This window comes from Streptomyces sp. NPDC052012 (assembly GCF_040689265.1).
Taxonomy (GTDB): domain Bacteria; phylum Actinomycetota; class Actinomycetes; order Streptomycetales; family Streptomycetaceae; genus Streptomyces.
The window spans coordinates 658,193-675,744 of the sequence record NZ_JBFAXA010000001.1 but is presented as its reverse complement, the minus strand read 5'-3'; the positions used below and the strand labels follow the sequence as shown (position 1 = coordinate 675,744).

Genomic DNA, 17,552 nt, shown 5'->3' with positions numbered 1-17,552 from the left:
TTCCGGCATGACACAACAAACCGCGACGAAGCTCCCCCCGGGCCCGCCCCTGGACGAACGCATCACCGCCGCCCTCGTCGGCGCCGCCGTCGGCGACGCACTCGGCGGCCCCGTCGAGGGCTACTCCCCCGACCAGATCGTCGAACGCCACGGCGGCCGGGTCCACGGCATCGTCGGCCCCTGGAACGGCGACGCCTGGCGCACCGCCCGCCCCCTCGCCCCGTACCACAAGGGCGACGGCCACGTCACCGACGACACCCTGATGACCCACGCCCTGATCCGGGTCTACGCCACGGTCCGCGACCACCTGGACGCGTACGCGATCGCCGACCACCTAGTCCCGGACCTCATGACCAACCCCCGCTGGATCCCGGAACTGGAGTCCGAGGCACTCCCCCTCCACCGCGTCTTCCTCGCGGAGAAGTGGCTGGTGGCCCGCCTCCACTACGGCCACGTCGACCCGCGCGAGGCAGGCGTCGGCAACATCGTCAACTGTGGCGCCGCGATGTACATGGCCCCCGTCGGCCTGGTCAACGCGGCCAACCCGCCCGCCGCCTACGCCGAGGCCCTGGACATCGCGGGCGCCCACCAGTCGTCGTACGGCAGAGAGGCGGCCGGCGTCCTCGCGGCGGGCGTGGCGGCGGCCTGCACGCCGGGCGCGACCCCGGACTCGGTGGTTGCGGCCTGCCTGTCCCTGGCGAAGGACGGCACACGGGCCGCGATCGAGCGGGTCTGCGAAGTCGCCGCCCGCCACACGGACTTCGAGTCGGCCCTGCGCCCCCTGCGGGAGGCGGTGGCCCCCTACGACACGGTGGGCGACGACTACCGCTCCCCGTCCCTGGGCGCCCGCCGCCCTTCCCGCCTCCACTCCATCGAGGAACTCCCTGTCGCCCTCGCCCTGTTGATCGTCGCCCGCGGCGACTACCGCCACGCGGTCCTCGGCGCCGTGAACTACGGCCGCGACTGCGACTCCATCGCCACCATGGCCGGCGCGATGGCCGGAGCCCTGGGCTCGCCGCCCCCGGAGGACTGGGCGAAGGCAGTCGCGGAGGCCAGCCGGCTGGACCTGTGGCAGCCGGCGACAACCCTCACGGAGGTCACGCAGGAGATCTTCGCGAACGACCTCCGACGCCGCCGCACCCACGAACAGGCCTTCACCGCTCTGGGAGGCCGGGGATGCTCCGCCTGACCTGGGTCCAACCGGAAGACCTCATCGGCCACGAACTCCACCAGGCGAGGCTGGACGGCCGGGAGCCTTCGGCGATCGCAAGAAGATGGAAAGCAGCGGGCGGCCCAACAGCCCCGGAACGAGCAGGAGCCTCCGCCCACCCCGCCTCCAGATACCTGCGCCAACTGGCAGAAGACCTCCTCGACGAACTGGCGGACCTGCCCAGCAACTTGGCAGACGACGAGCCCACAGACCTGGACCGCATCAAGGCCCGCTGCCCGGACTGGCCTCCCCCGCCGGCGCGGACAAGCGACACCACCCCCCGCCCAGCACCCAACCAGGAGCACCTGGAAGCCGCCTGGCTGGGCAGAGCAGTGGGCTGCCTCCTGGGCAAACCGGTGGAGAAGCTCCCCCTCCACGGCATCCGCCGGCTAGCCACAGCAACCGGCAACTGGCCCCTCACCACGTACTTCACAGCCACAGGAGTCCCCCAAGACCTCCTCACCGCATACCCCTGGAACCGCCGCTCGGCCCCCACCTCCCTCGCCGAGAACATCGACGGCATGCCCGAGGACGACGACCTCAACTACCCCCTCCTCAACCTCCTTCTCCTCCAGCGCCACGGCAGATCGTTCACCCCCACCGACCTGGCCCGCCTCTGGCTCGACGAACTCCCCGCCGGCCGCACCTTCACCGCCGAACGCATCGCCTACCGCAACCTCCTCACCGGCCTGGAACCCCCGCACACCGCCCGCCACCGCAACCCCTTCCGCGAGTGGATCGGCGCCCTGATCCGCGCCGACGTGCACGGCTGGACCAACCCCGGCGACCCGGCCGCAGCCGCCGAACAGGCCCACCGCGACGCGACCCTCACCCACACCGCGAACGGCGTCTACGCGGCCATGTTCATCGCGGCCGTCATCGCCACGGCCGCCACCGGCACGCACGACATCCACGCCTGCCTCCGCACCGGCCTCACCGTCGTCCCGCCCCGCTCCCGCCTCGCCCGAGCCGTCCACCACGCCGTACAACTGGCCCACCAGCACGACGACTTCACCACCGTCGTGGACGAACTCCACGCCATCTACGCCGCCACCCACCACTGGGTCCACGCCATCCCCAACACGGCGCTCATCACCGCCGCCCTCACCCACGCCGACGGCGACTTCACCGGCTCCATCTGCCGCGCCGTCTCCGGGGGCTGGGACACGGACTCCAACGGCGCGACCGCCGGCTCCATCGCCGCCCTCCTCACCGGCAGCCCCGCCGCCCTGCCCGACCGCTGGACGGCCCCGCTCAAGAACCGCCTCGCCACCTCCGTCGGCGACTTCGACGGCACCGGCTTCGACACCCTGGCCCAGCTCACCCACCAGGAGGCCTCCCGCCCATGACCAGCACCGCCCGCACCCCCGATCCCGACCCCACACCCCCTCCTCCCCTCACCGGCCTGCGTGTCCTCGACCTCGCCACCCTCTTCGCCGGCCCTCTCGCCGCGACCCTGCTCGGCGACTTCGGCGCGGACGTCGTCAAGGTCGAGCACCCCCGCAGACCCGACCCCTCCCGCGGCCACGGCCCCTCGAAGAACGGCATCGGCCTGTGGTGGAAGATGCTCGGCCGCAACAAGCGCACCATCACCCTCGACCTGTCCACGCCCGGCGGCCGCGCCACCCTCCTCAAGCTCGCCGGGACCGCCGACGTGATCATCGAGAACTTCCGCCCCGGCACCCTGGAGAAGTGGGACCTCGGCTGGCCCGAGCTGTCCGCCGCCAACCCGCGCCTGATCCTGGTCCGGGTCACCGGCTTCGGCCAGTTCGGCCCGTACGCCCACCGCCCCGGCTTCGGCACCCTCGCCGAGGCGATGAGCGGTTTCGCCGCGATCACCGGCGAACCCGGAGCGCCGCCCACCCTGCCGCCGTTCGGCCTGGCCGACTCCATCGCCGGGCTGACCACGGCGTACGCGACGCTCACCGCGCTGGCCGGCCGCGACCGCACCGGCGAGGGCCAGGTCGTCGACATGGCGCTGATCGAGCCGATTCTCACCGCCCTCGGCCCCCAGCCCACCTGGTACGACCAGCTCGGCCACGTCCAGCCCCGCACCGGCAACCGCTCCCAGAACAACGCCCCGCGCGGCACCTACCTCACCGCCGACGGCACCTGGGTGGCCGTCTCCACCTCCGCCCAGTCGGTCGCGGAACGCGTGATGCACCTGGTGGGCCGCCCGGAGCTGATCGACGAGCCGTGGTTCGCCACGGGCGCCGACCGCGCCGAGCACGCGGACATCCTCGACGAGGCGGTCGGCAGCTGGATCGCCGAGCGCACCCGCACGGAGGTCCTCGCGGCCTTCGAGAAGGCGGAGGCCGCCGTGGCGCCCATCCAGGACGTGCGGGACGTGATGGAGGACCCGCAGTACCAGGCCCTGAACACCATCACCACCGTCGACGATCCCGAGCTGGGCCCGCTGCGCATGCAGAACGTCCTGTTCCGGCTCTCCGCCACGCCCGGCTCGATCCGCTGGGCGGGCCGCCCGCACGGCGCCGACACGGAGGAGGTCCTCACCGAGCTCGGCCTCACCCCGGCCGAGCTCGCGGCGCTGCGCGCGGAGGACGCCCTGTGACGGGCTTCCCGCTCACCTGGCTGTACGCCCCCGGCGACCGCCCGCACGTGGTGGCGAAGGCGCTCGTCTCGGGGGCGGACGTGGTGGTGATCGACCTGGAGGACGCGGTCGCCCCGGACCGCAAGGCCTACGCCCGTTCGGCCACCGCCGAGCTGCTCAGCGAGCCGCAGCCGGTCCCGGTGCACGTCCGCGTCAACGCCCTGACCACGCCCTGGGCCGAGGCCGACCTCGCCGCCATCGCCCCGTCGCCCGGCCTGTCCGGCCTGCGCCTGCCCAAGGTGTCCGCACCGGCGGACGTCGTGCACGTCGCACGGCTCACCACCCCCACGCTCCCCCTGTACGCCCTCCTGGAGTCGGCCCTCGCCATCGAACAGGCCCACTCCGTGGCCACCGCCCACCCCGCCCTGCGCGGCATCGCGATCGGCGAGGCGGATCTACGGGCCGATCTGGGCGTACGGGACGACGCCGGCCTGGACTGGTCCCGCTCCCGCGTCGTCGTGGCCGCACGGGCGGCGGGCCTGCCGCCACCCGCCCAGTCCGTCCACCCGGACACCCGTGACCTGGAGGGCCTGACCGCGTCCTGCATTCACGGCCGCACCCTCGGCTTTCTCGGCCGCGCCGCCATCCACCCGCGCCAGCTGCCGGTGATCGAGCGCGTCTACCTCCCGACGGAGAGGGAGATCGAGGAGGCGGAGACCATCATCAAGGCAGCGGCCACCACCGAGGGCGCCCAGGCCCTCCCCAACGGCACGTTCATCGACGCGGCGGTGGTGGCGACGGCCCAGCGCACTTTGTCCCTGGCCAGGAGAACCTGACCCCGCAACGGCGAGGGCGCCCAGGAAAACCCGGGCGCCCTCGTCGTACGACGGACCCTCAGCGTTTCTTCGCCGACCCGGCCCCGTCCTTGTCCGTGGACTCGGCCTCGGCGTCGGTCTCGGCCTCGGTCTTGGTCTTGGTCTTGGTCAGCGACACCTCGTCCTCGGCGCCGGCATCCGCGTCGGCAGCCTCCACCGCCTCCCCCTTGGTCTCGGAGGCCCCGGGTTCGACGACGTCCTCCCGCCCCGGCCGCTTCCTGGCGGACAGCACGATGTACAGCACCGCCAGCAGGAACACCAGGATCGACGTCCAGTTGTTCAGCCGCAGACCCAGGATGTGGTGGGCCTCGTCGACGCGCATGTACTCGATCCAGAACCGGCCCACGCAGTACGCGGCGACGTACAGGGCGAACGCCCGCCCGTGCCCGAGCCGGAACCTGCGGTCGGCCCAGATCACCAGCACCGCGACACCGATGCACCACAGCGACTCGTACAGGAACGTCGGGTGGTACGTGCCCGGGACCCGCCCGTCCGCGGAGGACGTGATCTCCACGGCCCACGGCAGATCGGTGGCCCGCCCGTACAGCTCCTGGTTGAACCAGTTGCCCCAGCGCCCGATCGCCTGGGCGAGGGCGATGCCCGGCGCGACCGCGTCGGCGTACGCGGGCATCGGGATGCCCCGGCGCCGGCAGCCGATCCACGCGCCCAGCGCGCCGAGGGCGATGGCACCCCAGATGCCGAGGCCGCCCTCCCAGATCTTGAAGGCGTCCACCCAGTCACGGCCTTCGCTGAAGTACAGCTCGTAGTCCGTGATCACGTGGTAGAGCCTGCCGCCGACCAGACCGAAGGGGACGGCCCAGACAGCGATGTCGGCCACCGTGCCGGCCCGCCCGCCCCGGGCGATCCAGCGCTTGTTGCCGAGCCAGACGGCAACGAAGACGCCGATGATGATGCAGAACGCGTAGCCGCGCAGCGGAATGGGGCCGAGGTACAGCACCCCGCTCGACGGGCTGGGAATGTAGGCAAGTTCCATGGCAAGGTCGACGCTACCGTGCCGGACCCGGCACACGGCAGGCAGCCCGGCTACGGCTCCATAACAGGGGGCGGTCGGGGCCGCCCCCGGGCGCGCCTACTGGTTCGCCTCCTGCACCATCTTCTTCAGCTTCTCGGGGGTCATCGACCGGTCCTCGTAGATGTTCTTGCCGTCGAACAGCACGGTCGGCGTGCCCGAGAAGCCGCCCTTCTGGAAGGCGTCGTTGGACTTGACCACCCAGCTGTTGTGCTTGCCGTCCTCCACGCAGGAGCGGAAGGCGGGCGTGTCGAGGCCCCGCACCTTGCCGGCCAGGTCGATCAGCTCGGCGTTGTCGGCGAAGGCGTCGTCGGTCTCCGGCGGCTGGTTGTCGAACAGCACGTCGTGGTACGCGGCGAACTTCCCGGCGTCCTGGGCGCAGGCCGCGGCGTTGGCGGAGTTGCGCGAGCCGGTGCCGCCCAGGTTGCCGTCGATGAGGGTGACCAGGTGGTACTCGACCTTCAGATCGCCCGACTCGGTCAGTTCGTGGATGGTCGGGCGGTAGGCCAGTTCGAAGGACTTGCACGCCGGGCAGCGGAAGTCCTCCCACACCGTGAGCGTGGCCTTGGCGTTCTCCTTGCCGACCGGGATGGCGAGGCCGTCCTCGCCGAGGGCGCCCGAGGGCGCCACGACCGGGCCCGCGGAGTCACTGCCCTCGTCCTTGCCCGCGTTGGCTGCGACCACGCCGATCACCGCCGCGAGCCCCAGGACACAGACCACGCTCGCGCCCACGATCAGGGTGCGGCGCCGCTTCTCGGCGGCCTTCTGCTTCTCACGCTCGACCGCCAGCCGCTCCCGGGCGGTGCGCTTTCCGTCACGGTTCTTCTCGCTCACACCCCGCAGAACGAACCGGGGAGGCGCACCGCGCCTCCCCGGCCCCAGGTCCACCCGTACGAGGGACCCGTATGACTGGCTGCTGCTACGCGGTCGGCTACGCCTGTCCGCGCACGCCCTTCGCGAGGTCGCCCGCCAGCTCCCGGATCGCCTCCAGGCCGACGGCCTCGTCCGGGGCGTCCAGCATCCGCTTGACGAAGGCCGAGCCGACGATGACCCCGTCGGCGAAACCGGCCACCTCGGCGGCCTGGGTGGCGTCGGAGACGCCGAGGCCGACGCAGACGGGCAGGTCGGTGCCGGTGGCCCGGGTGCGCCGCACCAGGTCCTCGGCCTGCGAGCTGACCGACGCGCGGGTGCCGGTGACACCCATGAGGGAGGCGGCGTAGACGAAGCCGCTGCCCGCCGCGGTGATCTCGGCGAGCCGTGCGTCCTTGCTGCTGGGCGCCACGACGAACACGGTCGCGAGGCCGTGCTTCTCGGCGTGCTCCCGCCACAGGGCGGACTCCTGCACCGGCAGGTCGGGCAGGATGCAGCCCGCGCCGCCCGCCTCGGCCAGCTCGGCGGTGAAGCGCTCCACGCCGTAGCGGTCGATGGGGTTCCAGTAGGTCATGACGAGGACCGGCTTGCCGGTGGCCGCGTGCGCCTCGCGGACCGTGCGCATCACGTCGGCGATCTTCACGCCGCCGCGCAGGGCGATGTCGTCGGCGGTCTGGATGACCGGTCCGTCGAGGACCGGGTCGCTGTGCGGCAGGCCCACCTCGACGATGTCGGCGCCGCTGTCCAGGACGGCTTTGACCGCCTCGATGCCGCCGTCGACCGTCGGGAACCCGGCCGGGAGGTAGGCGATGAGCGCGGAGCGTCCCTCGGCCTTCGCGCCGGCGAGAGTGTCGGTCAGCAGCTTGATGTTCCCGCTCACTTGGCGTCCCCCTCGATCTCGGCGGTGCCGGAGGCGTCCTCGGCGACCTCCGCGTCGGTGTCGTACAGGCCGAAGTAGCGGGCGGCGGTGTCCATGTCCTTGTCGCCGCGGCCGGACAGGTTGACGACGATCAGCCCGTCCTTGCCCAGCTCCTTGCCGACGTCCAGAGCGCCGGCGAGGGCGTGGGCGCTCTCGATGGCCGGGATGATGCCCTCGGTGCGCGACAGCAGGCGCAGGGCCTGCATCGCCGCGTCGTCGGTGACCGCGCGGTACTCGCCGCGGCCGGAGTCCTTGAGGTAGGAGTGCTCGGGGCCGATGCCGGGGTAGTCCAGGCCGGCCGAGATCGAGTAGGGCTCGGTGATCTGGCCCTCGTCGTCCTGCAGGACGTAGGAGCGGGAGCCGTGCAGGATGCCGGGCTCGCCGGCGGACAGGGTGGCCGCGTGCTCGCCGGTCTCGATGCCGTGCCCGGCGGGCTCGCAGCCGATGAGGCGTACGTCCGTGTCGGGGATGAAGGCGTGGAAGAGGCCGATGGCGTTGGAGCCGCCGCCGACGCAGGCGATCGCGGCGTCGGGGAGGCGGCCGGCGCGCTCCAGGAGCTGGCGGCGGGCCTCGACGCCGATGACGCGGTGGAAGTCGCGGACCATCGCCGGGAAGGGGTGGGGTCCGGCGACGGTGCCGAAGAGGTAGTGCGTGTGGTCGACGTTGGCGACCCAGTCGCGGAACGCCTCGTTGATGGCGTCCTTCAGGGTGCGGCTGCCGGACTTCACGGCGATGACCTCGGCGCCGAGCATGCGCATGCGGGCCACGTTGAGGGCCTGGCGCCGCGTGTCGATCTCGCCCATGTAGATGGTGCAGTCGAGGCCGAACAGGGCGCAGGCGGTGGCGGTGGCGACGCCGTGCTGGCCGGCGCCGGTCTCGGCGATGACGCGGGTCTTGCCCATGCGCTTGGTGAGCAGGGCCTGGCCGAGAACGTTGTTGATCTTGTGGCTGCCGGTGTGGTTGAGGTCCTCGCGCTTGAGGAAGATCCTTGCTCCGCCGGCGTGTTCGGCGAAGCGGGGGACTTCGGTGAGCGCCGACGGACGGCCCGTGTAGTTGACGAGCAGGTCGTCCAGCTCGCGGGCGAACTCCGGGTCGTTCTTGGCCTTGTCGTACTCGACGGCCACCTCGTCCACTGCGGCGACGAGGGCCTCGGGGATGAACTTGCCCCCGAAGACGCCGAAGTAGCCTTCCCGGTTGGGGACTTGACCCTCCGGGTCGGGGATGAAGAAGGTGCTGGGCATGCGGAAACCTCACGGTGAGTGCGTGGAAAGACACTATTCGCCGTGGGGGCGGAGATCGTTTGTTGGCTGCGGGCCGTTTGTGGCTGGTCGCGCAGTTCCCCGCGCCCCTAGAGGGCGCGTTGCCATCGACGGCCGTTCACCTGGCCGGGTTCGTCGCCGATCACGTAGCGGACGCGGCGGCCGTGGACCCGGCGGGCCGGGGCACGGCAGCCTCGGGGACGGCAGCCGCGCGCGAGGCGGGCGTACGGGTCCCTGGTCGCCAGGGTGATCGGGAGGGTCATCGGGGCCAAGCCTAGCGGGGTCTCAGCCGCGGCCGTGGCGGAGTGCCGGGTGTTCGCCCGCGGCCACCAGGTCGGCGACGGCCGTCTTGGGGTCCTTGCCGGTGACCAGGGACTCGCCGACCAGGACGGCGTCGGCACCGGCGTTGGCGTAGGCGATGAGGTCGTGCGGGCCGCGGACGCCGGACTCGGCGATCTTCACGAGGTGGGCGGGGATCTCGGGGGCGACGCGTTCGAAGGTGCCGCGGTCGACCTCGAGGGTCTTGAGGTTGCGGGCGTTGACGCCGATGACCTTGGCGCCCGCGTCCACGGCGCGCTCGACCTCCTCCTCGTCGTGCACCTCGACGAGCGGGGTGAGGCCGATGGACTCGGCGCGCTCGATCAGCGACTCCAGGGCCGGCTGGTCGAGGGCGGCGACGATCAGCAGCGCGAGGTCGGCGCCGTAGGCGCGGGCCTCCCAGAGCTGGTACGACGTGACGATGAAGTCCTTGCGCAGCACGGGGATGTCGACGCGCGCGCGGACCGCCTCCAGGTCGGCCAGCGAGCCGCCGAAACGGCGCTGCTCGGTGAGGACGGAGATGACGGCGGCGCCGCCCGCCTCGTAGTCGGCGGCGAGTCCGGCGGGGTCGGCGATCGCGGCGAGCGCGCCCTTGGAGGGGCTGGAGCGCTTCACCTCGCAGATGACCTTGACGCCCTCGCCGCGCAGGGCGGCCACGCCGTCCTTGGCCGCGGGGGCCTTCGCCGCGCGCTCCTTGAGCTCGTCGAGGCTGACGCGCGCCTGCCGCTCCGCGAGGTCGGCACGGACTCCGTCGATGATCTCGTCGAGCACACTCACGCGAGCGGCCCCCTTCCAGACGGTCGGTCTTCGGTCGGTTCGTCGGACGAAACCGATGGTCACTGCGATGGTATCCGCAGCAGGGCGTATGCCTCGCATCCGGTTGACCGCCGGTCCCACTACCTGGACATTCGGGTGTCGATCAAGGGTGCAGCCAGCCGCCGAACGGAAGGTTCCGGACAACGGTGAAGACCAGCAGCAATGCTCCGAGGGACCACAGGAGCAACGGCGGCGGGTCGAGACGGAAGGCTCTGCCGCGCAGGGTGCGGACCACCCATACGGTCCACAGGACGGCGAAGGCCGCGTAGCCGAGGACCGCGGGGGCGTTGGCCTGGAGGGCGGTCAGGAGGTCGCCGTGGACGACGGCGTGGGCGCTGCGCAGGCCGCCGCAGCCGGGGCAGTACAGGCCGGTGAGCCGCAGCAGCGGGCAGGCGGGGTAGTGGCCGGGCTCGTTGGGGTCGACGGCCCCGACGTAGGCGAAGGCGCCGGCGACGGCCGCGAGGATCCCGGTGGGGACGGCGAGCCGGGCGGCCCTGGCTCGGCGGGTCGCGGGCGGGCTGCTGGCGGCGTTCACCCGTGCGTTCACCCGTGCATTGTGCCCGTCCGGGCGCCGGGCGCGCCTCGCACACGCGTCAGGGGCGGTTCCGGCACCCGTTCGTGCCGGCCGCCCCTGTCCTTCGGTGGTGCGCGGTGCTCAGCCCTCGGCGCGGGCCGGTGCGCGGTCGCCGGTGACCTGGTGCACGGGGTGGGCGTTCTTCGGCTGCCCCATCCCCATCGAGCGCATGATCCAGCCGACGACGCCGCCGAGGAGCACGACGCCCATGCCGGCCCAGAAGCCCACCGGCTGGTCCATCACCATGAACGCGCCCGCGACGCAGAAACCGATGAAGGCGATAGTGACACCGGTCCAGGCGGCCGGGGTGTGACCGTGGCTGCTGCCCGCCATTGCTTGCTCCTCGTTGCTGTGTGCGTGTCTGAGCAGGATGCTCCCGCACATTGTCCCGCACCCACACGCGCGCCGTGACCGGGGGTGCGCTCCGCCGCGCTCCACGGGCCGGAACGCCTGACTGCCAGTGGCTTCCGGCGGAGCGACGGGGGTTGGGCCGCATGGGGCACGCCGGTTCGTCCCGCCGGGTCTGCCGCGCCCCGCGTCGGCCCTTCCCGGCTCCCGGCCGCTCAGGCGCTGGTGGGGTCCTCGCCGCGGTCGAGGGCCTTCCACAGTTCCTCGGGGCGGTCCGGGTCCGTGGGGGCCGGCCTGCGGCGGGGGCGCGGGGCGCCGCCTCGTTCGTAGCGGCCGGACATGGCGGGCCACAGGCGGCCGTAGCGCAGGGCGAGCAGGCCGGCGAGGAGGAGCAGCAGTCCGCCCACGGCGGCGACGTAGGGCCAGGCCGTGTGGCTGAGGACGTCGACCGTGGCGGAGGTGTCGCCGGCGGCCTCGGCGGCCTTCTCGTCGAGCGCGGAGCTGTCGGAGGCGCCGAGCAGGGCCGCCGCGATCGTGCCCGCCCCGGAGAGGGCGAGCAGCGCGGCGACGGCGACGCGCCCGGCGCGGCGGACGGCGAAGACGGCGACGAGCGCGGCGAGGCCGACTATGGCCAGGGCGGCGGGGACGCCGGTGACGTCGCTGCCCTTGGCGGTCAGGGGGAACGCGCCGCCGGCCACCGTCGCGGTGCCCTCGGACCACTGCTGCCGGGTGGCGAGCAGGGCCACGGCCGCGCCCAGGGCGCCGCTCAGCAGGGCGGCGGCGAGGCTGAGCCGCCCGGCGCGGGCGGCTCCTGCGGCTTCGGAACGGGGGTGAGGTACGGCAGTCACGTCATCCACTATCGCCTGAACCCCGGGCGAACCGTCACCCGGGGTTCATGTCAGGCCTTTCCCAGCCGGTTCGCGGTGTGAACGGCCCGCAGCACCGCGGCCGCCTTGTTGCGGCACTCGGTGTCCTCGGCGACCGGGTCGGAGTCGGCGACGATCCCGGCGCCGGCCTGCACGTACGCGGTGCCGTCGCGCAGGAGGGCGGTGCGGATCGCGATGGCCGTGTCGGAGTCGCCGGCGAAGTCGAGGTAGCCGACGCAGCCGCCGTACAGGCCGCGCCGGGACGGTTCGAGCTCGTCGATGATCTGCATGGCGCGAGGCTTGGGCGCGCCGGAGAGGGTGCCGGCCGGGAAGCAGGCGGTGAGCACGTCGAAGGCCGTGCGGTCGGCGGCGACCCTGCCGGTGACCGTGGACACGATGTGCATGACGTGCGAGTAGCGCTCGATGGACATGAAGTCGACCACCTCGACCGATCCGGGCTCGCAGACCCGTCCGAGGTCGTTGCGGCCGAGGTCGACCAGCATGAGGTGCTCGGCGCGCTCCTTGGGGTCGGCGAGGAGTTCGTCGGCGAGGGCCTGGTCCTCCTGCGGGGTGGCGCCGCGGTGCCGGGTGCCGGCGATGGGGTGCACCATGGCCTGCCCGTCCTCGACCTTCACCAGGGCCTCGGGGGACGAGCCGACGACGTCGAAGACACCGTCGTCCCCGCAGGGGAACCGGAACAGGTACATGTACGGCGACGGGTTGGTGGCCCGCAGGACCCGGTAGACGTCCAGCGCGGTGGCCGTGCACGGGGTCTCGAAACGCTGCGAGGGGACGACCTGGAAGGCCTCGCCGGCGCGGATGCGCTCCTTGATGTCCTCGACGGCCGCCCGGAAGTCGGGGCCGCCCCACAGCGCGGTGTAGTCGGGCAGTTCGGAGGGCGGCAGCACGGCAGGGGGCTGGGCGACCGCGCGGGTGAGGTCGGCCTCCATGGCGTCGAGGCGCGCCACGGCGTCCGCGTAGGCCTCGTCGACGCCGGTCTCCAGGTCGTTGTGGTTGATGGCGTTGGCGATCAGCCAGACGGCGCCCTCCCAGTGGTCCATGACGGCGAGGTCACTGGTGAGGAGCATGGTCAGCTCGGGCAGCCGCAGGTCGTCGCGCTCGCCGGGGCCGATCTTCTCCAGTCGGCGCACGATGTCGTAGCCGAGGTAGCCGACCATGCCCCCGGTGAAGGGCGGCAGGCCCAGGTCGTGGGCGAGGTCGCGGGGGGTGTGCAGGGCCTCGAGGGTGGCGCGCAGCGCGGCGAGCGGGTCGCCGTCCGTGGGCACCCCGACCGGCGGGGCGCCCTGCCAGTGGGCCTCGCCGCCGCGCTCGGTGAGGGTGGCGGCGGACCGTACGCCCACGAAGGAGTAGCGGGACCAGGAACGCCCGTTCTCCGCCGACTCCAGCAGGAAGGTGCCGGGCCGCTCGGCGGCGAGCTTGCGGTAGAGCGCGACCGGGGTGTCGCCGTCGGCGAGGAGCTTGCGGGTGACCGGGATGACCCGGCGGTCGGTGGCGAGCTTGCGGAACGTCTCGAGGTCCATGGCGGCAGACCTTACTGATCCGGGTCGGATACGCCGGTACCGGCGTCCTTCAGCAGCACGTCGGCGTCGAAGCAGGTGCGGGCGCCGGTGTGGCAGGCGGCGCCGGTCTGGTCGACCTTGACCAGCACGGTGTCCGCGTCGCAGTCCAGGGCGACGGACTTCACCCACTGGACGTGGCCCGAGGTGTCGCCCTTGACCCAGTACTCCTGGCGGCTGCGCGACCAGTAGGTGCAGCGGCCGGTGGTGAGCGTGCGGTGCAGCGCCTCGTCGTCCATCCAGCCCAGCATCAGCACCTCCCCGGTGTCGTACTGCTGGGCGATGGCGGGCAGGAGGCCGTCGGGGCTGCGCTTGAGCCGCGCGGCGATCTCCGGATCGAGGCCGCTGGATGGAGCACTGTGGCGCGAAGCGCCTCCGTGAGGGGCGGTGGCCGGGCGACGGGCGGGCGTGCTGGTCATGCGGACCATTGTGCCGCGCCGGGCGGGTCTGCCCGGATCGCGTCCACTGTCCGGACCGGTGGGGCGGCCGTAGGCTGGCAGGCATGTCGACCCATGCGAAGCGTGAACGACTTCTCCTGGCCGATCTGCTGGAGACCGCCGGCCCCGAGGCCCCGACCCTGTGCGAGGGCTGGACAACCCGGGATCTCGCGGCGCACGTGGTGGTGCGTGAGCGCCGCCCGGACGCCGCCGGCGGCATGCTGATCAAGCAGCTGGCGCCGCGCCTGGACCGTGTCATGGCGGAGTTCACCGACAAGCCGTACGAGGAGCTGATCCAGCTCATCCGTACCGGCCCGCCGCGTTTCTCGCCGTTCTCCCTGAAGCAGGTCGACGAGCTGTCCAACATCGTCGAGTTCTACGTCCATACGGAGGACGTCCGCCGGGCCCAGCCCGACTGGTCTCCGCGGGAGCTGGACCCGGTGTTCCAGGACGCGCTGTGGGCGCGGCTGGAGCGTACGGCCCGCCTGATGGGCCGGGGTGTGCCGACGGGCCTGGTGCTGCGCCGCCCGGACGGGCAGACGGCGGTGGCCCGCCGGGGCACCCCGGTGGTCACCGTGACCGGTGAGCCGTCGGAGCTGGTGCTGTTCGCCTATGGCCGGCAGAGCGCGGCCAAGGTCGAGCTGGAGGGCGACGAGGACGCGATCGCCAAGCTGCACGAGACCAAGCAGCTCGGGATCTGATCGCCGTACGACCCGAAAGGCCCCCTCATGATCAAGGTCGCCATGACCAGCGTGTACGTGGACGACGTGGCCAAGGCGCACGCCTTCTACACCGATGTCCTCGGCTTCGAGACCCGCACCCGGATGGATCTGGGCGGGGGCACGCTGTTCGTCACGGTGGGCGCGCGGGACGGGGCGCAGCCGGATCTGGAGCTGCTGCTGGAGCCCGGCCAGGGGCCCATCGCCGAGCCGTATCGCAGGGCGGTGCGGGAGGCCGGGCTGCCCGCCATCGTCTTCTCCGTGGACGACCTGCGCGCGGAGTACGAACGGCTGCGCGGGGAGGGCGTCCACTTCGTGCAGGACCCCCAGGAGCGGGGGCCGGTGCTCGCGGCCGTCCTGGACGACACGGTGGGCAACCTGGTCCAGCTGGCCCAGCCGGTGGGTTAGGAGGCCCTGGCGTCAGCGCACGGGGTGGCCCGCCTCGCGCAGGGTGTCCTTCACCTGGCCGATGCGCAGGTCGCCGAAGTGGAAGACGGAGGCGGCCAGGACCGCGTCGGCGCCCGCGGCGACCGCGGGCGGGAAGTCGGCGAGCTTGCCGGCGCCGCCGGAGGCGATCACGGGGACCGTGACGTGCTTGCGGACCGCGGTGATCATCTCCAGGTCGTAGCCGTCCTTGGTGCCGTCCGCGTCCATGGAGTTGAGCAGGATCTCGCCCGCCCCCAGCTCGGCGGCCCGGTGCGCCCACTCGACCGCGTCGATGCCGGTGCCGCGCCGGCCGCCGTGGGTGGTGACCTCGAAGGTGCCGCCCTCGGTGCGGCGGGCGTCGACCGACAGGACCAGCACCTGCCGCCCGAAGCGCTCCGCGATCTCGCGGATCAGCTCGGGACGGGCGATCGCCGCGGTGTTGACGCCGACCTTGTCGGCACCCGCGCGCAGCAGCTTGTCGACGTCCTCGGCGGTGCGTACACCGCCGCCCACGGTCAGCGGGATGAAGACCTGCTCGGCGGTGCGGCGCACCACGTCGTAGGTCGTCTCCCGGTTGCCGGACGAGGCGGTGATGTCCAGGAACGTCAGCTCGTCGGCGCCCTCGGCGTCGTACACCTTGGCCATCTCGACGGGGTCGCCCGCGTCGCGCAGGTTCTGGAAGTTGACGCCCTTGACGACCCGGCCGTTGTCCACGTCCAGGCAGGGGATGACTCGGACCGCCAGGGTCATGAGGTCACGGCTCCTTAGGGGTTTCCTCGGAATGCTTCGAGTTCGACGGAGACCAGTACGCGGGAGTCGACGAAGCCCTCGACCACCAGCACGGTCGTGACCGGACGCACCCGGTCGAACAGTTCCTTGTGGGCCCGGCCGACCGCGTCGACGTCCCGGGCGTGGGCGAGGTGCACGCGCGTGCGGATCACGGACTCGATGCCGAGCCCGAACTCGCCGATGGCCTCCAGCGCGTTGGTGAAGGCGACCTTGGCCTGTTCGTACGGGTCGCCGTCGCCGTGGAGCACATCGCCCTTGAACGCGGTCGTGCCCGCCACCAGGACACGGTCCCCCGCCGCGACGGCACGTGCAAAACCGAACGACTCTTCCCAGGGGTTCTCGCTCTGCACGCGCCGTACGGCATCGGACGTCATGACGACACAGCCTCCAGGGCCTCTTCCAGGGTGAACGCCTTCGCGTACAGGGCCTTCCCGACGATCGCGCCCTCGACACCGAGCGGCACCAGCTCCGCGATGGCGCGCAGGTCGTCCAGCGAGGACACGCCGCCGGAGGCCACGACCGGGCGGTCGGTGGCGGCGCAGACGTTCTTCAGCAGCTCCAGGTTGGGGCCCTGGAGGGTGCCGTCCTTGGCGATGTCGGTGACGACGTAGCGGGCGCAGCCCTCGGAGTTGAGGCGCTCCAGCGTCTCGTAGAGGTCGCCGCCGTCACGGGTCCAGCCGCGTCCGCGCAGGGTGGTGCCGCGGACGTCCAGGCCGACGGCGATCTTGTCGCCGTGCTCGGCGATGACCTTGGCGACCCACTCGGGGGTCTCCAGGGCGGCGGTGCCGAGGTTGACGCGGGTGCAGCCGGTGGCGAGGGCGGCGGCGAGGGTCTCGTCGTCGCGGATGCCGCCGGACAGCTCCACCTTGATGTCCATCGCCCGGGTCACCTCGGCGATCAGTTCCCGGTTGTCGCCGGTGCCGAACGCGGCGTCCAGGTCGACCAGGTGCAGCCACTCCGCGCCCGAGCGCTGCCAGGCGAGGGCGGCCTCGAGCGGGGAACCGTAGGAGGTCTCGGTGCCGGACTCGCCGTGCACCAGGCGGACGGCCTGGCCGTCGCGGACGTCGACGGCGGGCAGGAGTTCGAGCTTGGCGGAAGACATCGAGTCGGGCATCAGAGGGTTCCGATCCAGTTGGTCAGCAGCTGGGCACCGGCGTCGCCGGACTTCTCGGGGTGGAACTGGGTGGCCCACAGGGCGCCGTTCTCCACGGCCGCCACGAACGGCTTGCCGTGCGTGGACCAGGTGACCTTGGGCGCCTGCATCGCCGGGTTGTGCGCCTGAAGCTGCCAGTCGTGGACGGCGTAGGAGTGCACGAAGTAGAAGCGGGCGTCGGCGTCCAGGCCGGCGAACAGCTCGGAGCCGGGCGCGATGTCCACGGTGTTCCAGCCCATGTGGGGCACGATGTCGGCCTCGAGCGGGCCGACCGTGCCGGGCCATTCGTCCAGGCCCTCGGTCTCGACGCCGTGCTCGATACCGCGGGCGAACAGGATCTGCATGCCGACGCAGATGCCCATCACCGGGCGGCCGCCGGCCAGCCGGCGGTCGACGATCCAGTCGCCACGCGCCTCCTTGAGCCCCTGCATGCAGGCGGCGAAGGCGCCGACGCCGGGCACCAGCAGGCCGTCGGCGTTCATGGCCTTGTCGAAGTCGCGGGTGATCTCGACGTCGGCTCCCGCGCGGGCGAGGGCACGCTCGGCGGAACGGACGTTGCCGAAGCCGTAGTCGAAGACCACGACCTTCTTGGTGCTGCTCACCTCACACCTCCAGCCTGAGGACGCCCGCGACGAGGCACATCGCGGCGCCGATGGACAGCAGCACGATCAGGCTCGTGGGCATCTTCTGCTTGACGAAGGAGATGATCCCGCCGACGAAGAACAGCCCGACCACGATCAGTACGGTCGACAGCCCGTTCACCGTGTCCCTCCGTTCGCTTCTCCGCCCGCGCGCCGCAGAGGCCCGGCCATCGT

Annotated in this window: 22 protein-coding genes; 6 read left to right on the top strand and 16 right to left on the bottom strand. The window is 72.3% G+C overall.

The window, feature by feature from the left end:
* The first annotated feature begins 7 nt into the window (after positions 1-7).
* From AB0412_RS03085 to AB0412_RS03070, 4 genes are read left to right on the top strand one after another with little or no spacing between them, the layout of a single operon-like run.
* Positions 8-1,189, top strand: a complete 1,182-nt coding sequence (locus AB0412_RS03085; protein WP_366400683.1) for an ADP-ribosylglycohydrolase family protein — start codon at positions 8-10, stop codon at positions 1,187-1,189.
* Positions 1,177-2,559, top strand: coding sequence for an ADP-ribosylglycohydrolase family protein (locus AB0412_RS03080; protein WP_366400682.1), 1,383 nt, complete (start codon positions 1,177-1,179; stop codon positions 2,557-2,559). Before AB0412_RS03085 ends, AB0412_RS03080 begins: the two co-directional genes overlap by 13 nt.
* On the top strand, positions 2,556-3,782 hold the full coding sequence (locus AB0412_RS03075; RefSeq protein WP_366400681.1) for a CoA transferase: 1,227 nt from the start codon (positions 2,556-2,558) through the stop codon (positions 3,780-3,782). Before AB0412_RS03080 ends, AB0412_RS03075 begins: the two co-directional genes overlap by 4 nt.
* Entirely contained in the window at positions 3,779-4,597 is an 819-nt protein-coding gene (locus AB0412_RS03070; protein ID WP_366400680.1) for a CoA ester lyase, read from the top strand. The genes AB0412_RS03075 and AB0412_RS03070 overlap by 4 nt, the downstream gene beginning before the upstream one ends.
* Before the next feature lie 58 nt (positions 4,598-4,655).
* Here the strand turns inward: AB0412_RS03070 and lgt are convergent, their stop codons facing one another.
* From lgt to hisI, 11 genes are all read right to left on the bottom strand, one after another.
* Positions 4,656-5,630, bottom strand: coding sequence for a prolipoprotein diacylglyceryl transferase (lgt, locus tag AB0412_RS03065; protein WP_366400679.1), 975 nt, complete (start codon positions 5,628-5,630; stop codon positions 4,656-4,658).
* 96 nt (positions 5,631-5,726) lie between these two features.
* Entirely contained in the window at positions 5,727-6,500 is a 774-nt protein-coding gene (locus AB0412_RS03060) for a thioredoxin domain-containing protein (protein ID WP_366400678.1), read from the bottom strand.
* A 97-nt stretch (positions 6,501-6,597) separates the two neighbouring features.
* Positions 6,598-7,416: a tryptophan synthase subunit alpha gene (gene trpA, locus AB0412_RS03055; RefSeq protein WP_366400677.1), complete on the bottom strand. Its 819-nt coding sequence runs from the start codon at positions 7,414-7,416 to the stop codon at positions 6,598-6,600.
* Positions 7,413-8,696 (bottom strand): tryptophan synthase subunit beta, encoded by a 1,284-nt coding sequence (gene trpB / locus AB0412_RS03050; protein ID WP_366400676.1) that lies wholly within the window; start codon positions 8,694-8,696, stop codon positions 7,413-7,415. Before trpB ends, trpA begins: the two co-directional genes overlap by 4 nt.
* Before the next feature lie 107 nt (positions 8,697-8,803).
* The gene (locus AB0412_RS03045; RefSeq protein ID WP_289934484.1) at positions 8,804-8,977 is read right to left on the bottom strand and encodes a hypothetical protein; all 174 of its coding nucleotides are present in this window, start codon (positions 8,975-8,977) and stop codon (positions 8,804-8,806) included.
* Positions 8,978-8,999: 22 nt separating this feature from the next.
* A complete protein-coding gene (trpC, locus tag AB0412_RS03040) occupies positions 9,000-9,809 on the bottom strand; it encodes an indole-3-glycerol phosphate synthase TrpC (protein ID WP_366400675.1) in 810 nt (269 codons plus the stop codon).
* Between the two features lie 142 nt (positions 9,810-9,951).
* Positions 9,952-10,395, bottom strand: a complete 444-nt coding sequence (locus tag AB0412_RS03035) for a DUF2752 domain-containing protein (RefSeq protein ID WP_366400674.1) — start codon at positions 10,393-10,395, stop codon at positions 9,952-9,954.
* A gap of 108 nt (positions 10,396-10,503) precedes the next feature.
* Positions 10,504-10,755: an HGxxPAAW family protein gene (locus AB0412_RS03030; RefSeq protein WP_366400673.1), complete on the bottom strand. Its 252-nt coding sequence runs from the start codon at positions 10,753-10,755 to the stop codon at positions 10,504-10,506.
* Positions 10,756-10,985: 230 nt separating this feature from the next.
* Positions 10,986-11,627, bottom strand: coding sequence for a TIGR02234 family membrane protein (locus AB0412_RS03025; protein ID WP_366400672.1), 642 nt, complete (start codon positions 11,625-11,627; stop codon positions 10,986-10,988).
* A gap of 41 nt (positions 11,628-11,668) precedes the next feature.
* Positions 11,669-13,177, bottom strand: coding sequence for an anthranilate synthase component I (locus AB0412_RS03020; protein WP_366400671.1), 1,509 nt, complete (start codon positions 13,175-13,177; stop codon positions 11,669-11,671).
* 11 nt (positions 13,178-13,188) lie between these two features.
* Positions 13,189-13,632 (bottom strand): phosphoribosyl-AMP cyclohydrolase, encoded by a 444-nt coding sequence (hisI, locus tag AB0412_RS03015; protein WP_366400670.1) that lies wholly within the window; start codon positions 13,630-13,632, stop codon positions 13,189-13,191.
* Positions 13,633-13,715: 83 nt separating this feature from the next.
* On the opposite strand from hisI, the gene AB0412_RS03010 reads away from it, so the two are divergent.
* Together AB0412_RS03010 and AB0412_RS03005 are read left to right on the top strand one after the other, a co-directional pair.
* Positions 13,716-14,351 (top strand): TIGR03085 family metal-binding protein, encoded by a 636-nt coding sequence (locus AB0412_RS03010; RefSeq protein ID WP_366400669.1) that lies wholly within the window; start codon positions 13,716-13,718, stop codon positions 14,349-14,351.
* A gap of 27 nt (positions 14,352-14,378) precedes the next feature.
* Positions 14,379-14,777 (top strand): VOC family protein, encoded by a 399-nt coding sequence (locus AB0412_RS03005; protein ID WP_366400668.1) that lies wholly within the window; start codon positions 14,379-14,381, stop codon positions 14,775-14,777.
* A gap of 12 nt (positions 14,778-14,789) precedes the next feature.
* On the opposite strand, the gene hisF is transcribed toward AB0412_RS03005, so the two are convergent.
* Genes hisF through AB0412_RS02980 form a run of 5 tightly spaced genes read right to left on the bottom strand, consistent with a single transcriptional unit; the run spans position 14,790 to position 17,499 of the window.
* Positions 14,790-15,545: an imidazole glycerol phosphate synthase subunit HisF gene (gene hisF, locus AB0412_RS03000; protein ID WP_366400667.1), complete on the bottom strand. Its 756-nt coding sequence runs from the start codon at positions 15,543-15,545 to the stop codon at positions 14,790-14,792.
* Between the two features lie 14 nt (positions 15,546-15,559).
* Complete coding sequence (locus tag AB0412_RS02995; protein ID WP_366400666.1) at positions 15,560-15,958, bottom strand: Rid family hydrolase; 399 nt, start codon at positions 15,956-15,958, stop codon at positions 15,560-15,562.
* Positions 15,955-16,698: a bifunctional 1-(5-phosphoribosyl)-5-((5-phosphoribosylamino)methylideneamino)imidazole-4-carboxamide isomerase/phosphoribosylanthranilate isomerase PriA gene (priA, locus tag AB0412_RS02990; RefSeq protein ID WP_366400665.1), complete on the bottom strand. Its 744-nt coding sequence runs from the start codon at positions 16,696-16,698 to the stop codon at positions 15,955-15,957. The genes AB0412_RS02995 and priA overlap by 4 nt, the downstream gene beginning before the upstream one ends.
* Positions 16,698-17,339, bottom strand: coding sequence for an imidazole glycerol phosphate synthase subunit HisH (gene hisH / locus AB0412_RS02985; protein WP_366400664.1), 642 nt, complete (start codon positions 17,337-17,339; stop codon positions 16,698-16,700). The genes priA and hisH overlap by 1 nt, the downstream gene beginning before the upstream one ends.
* A gap of 1 nt (position 17,340) precedes the next feature.
* Positions 17,341-17,499, bottom strand: coding sequence for a hypothetical protein (locus AB0412_RS02980; RefSeq protein ID WP_366400663.1), 159 nt, complete (start codon positions 17,497-17,499; stop codon positions 17,341-17,343).
* Positions 17,500-17,552: the final 53 nt, after the last annotated feature.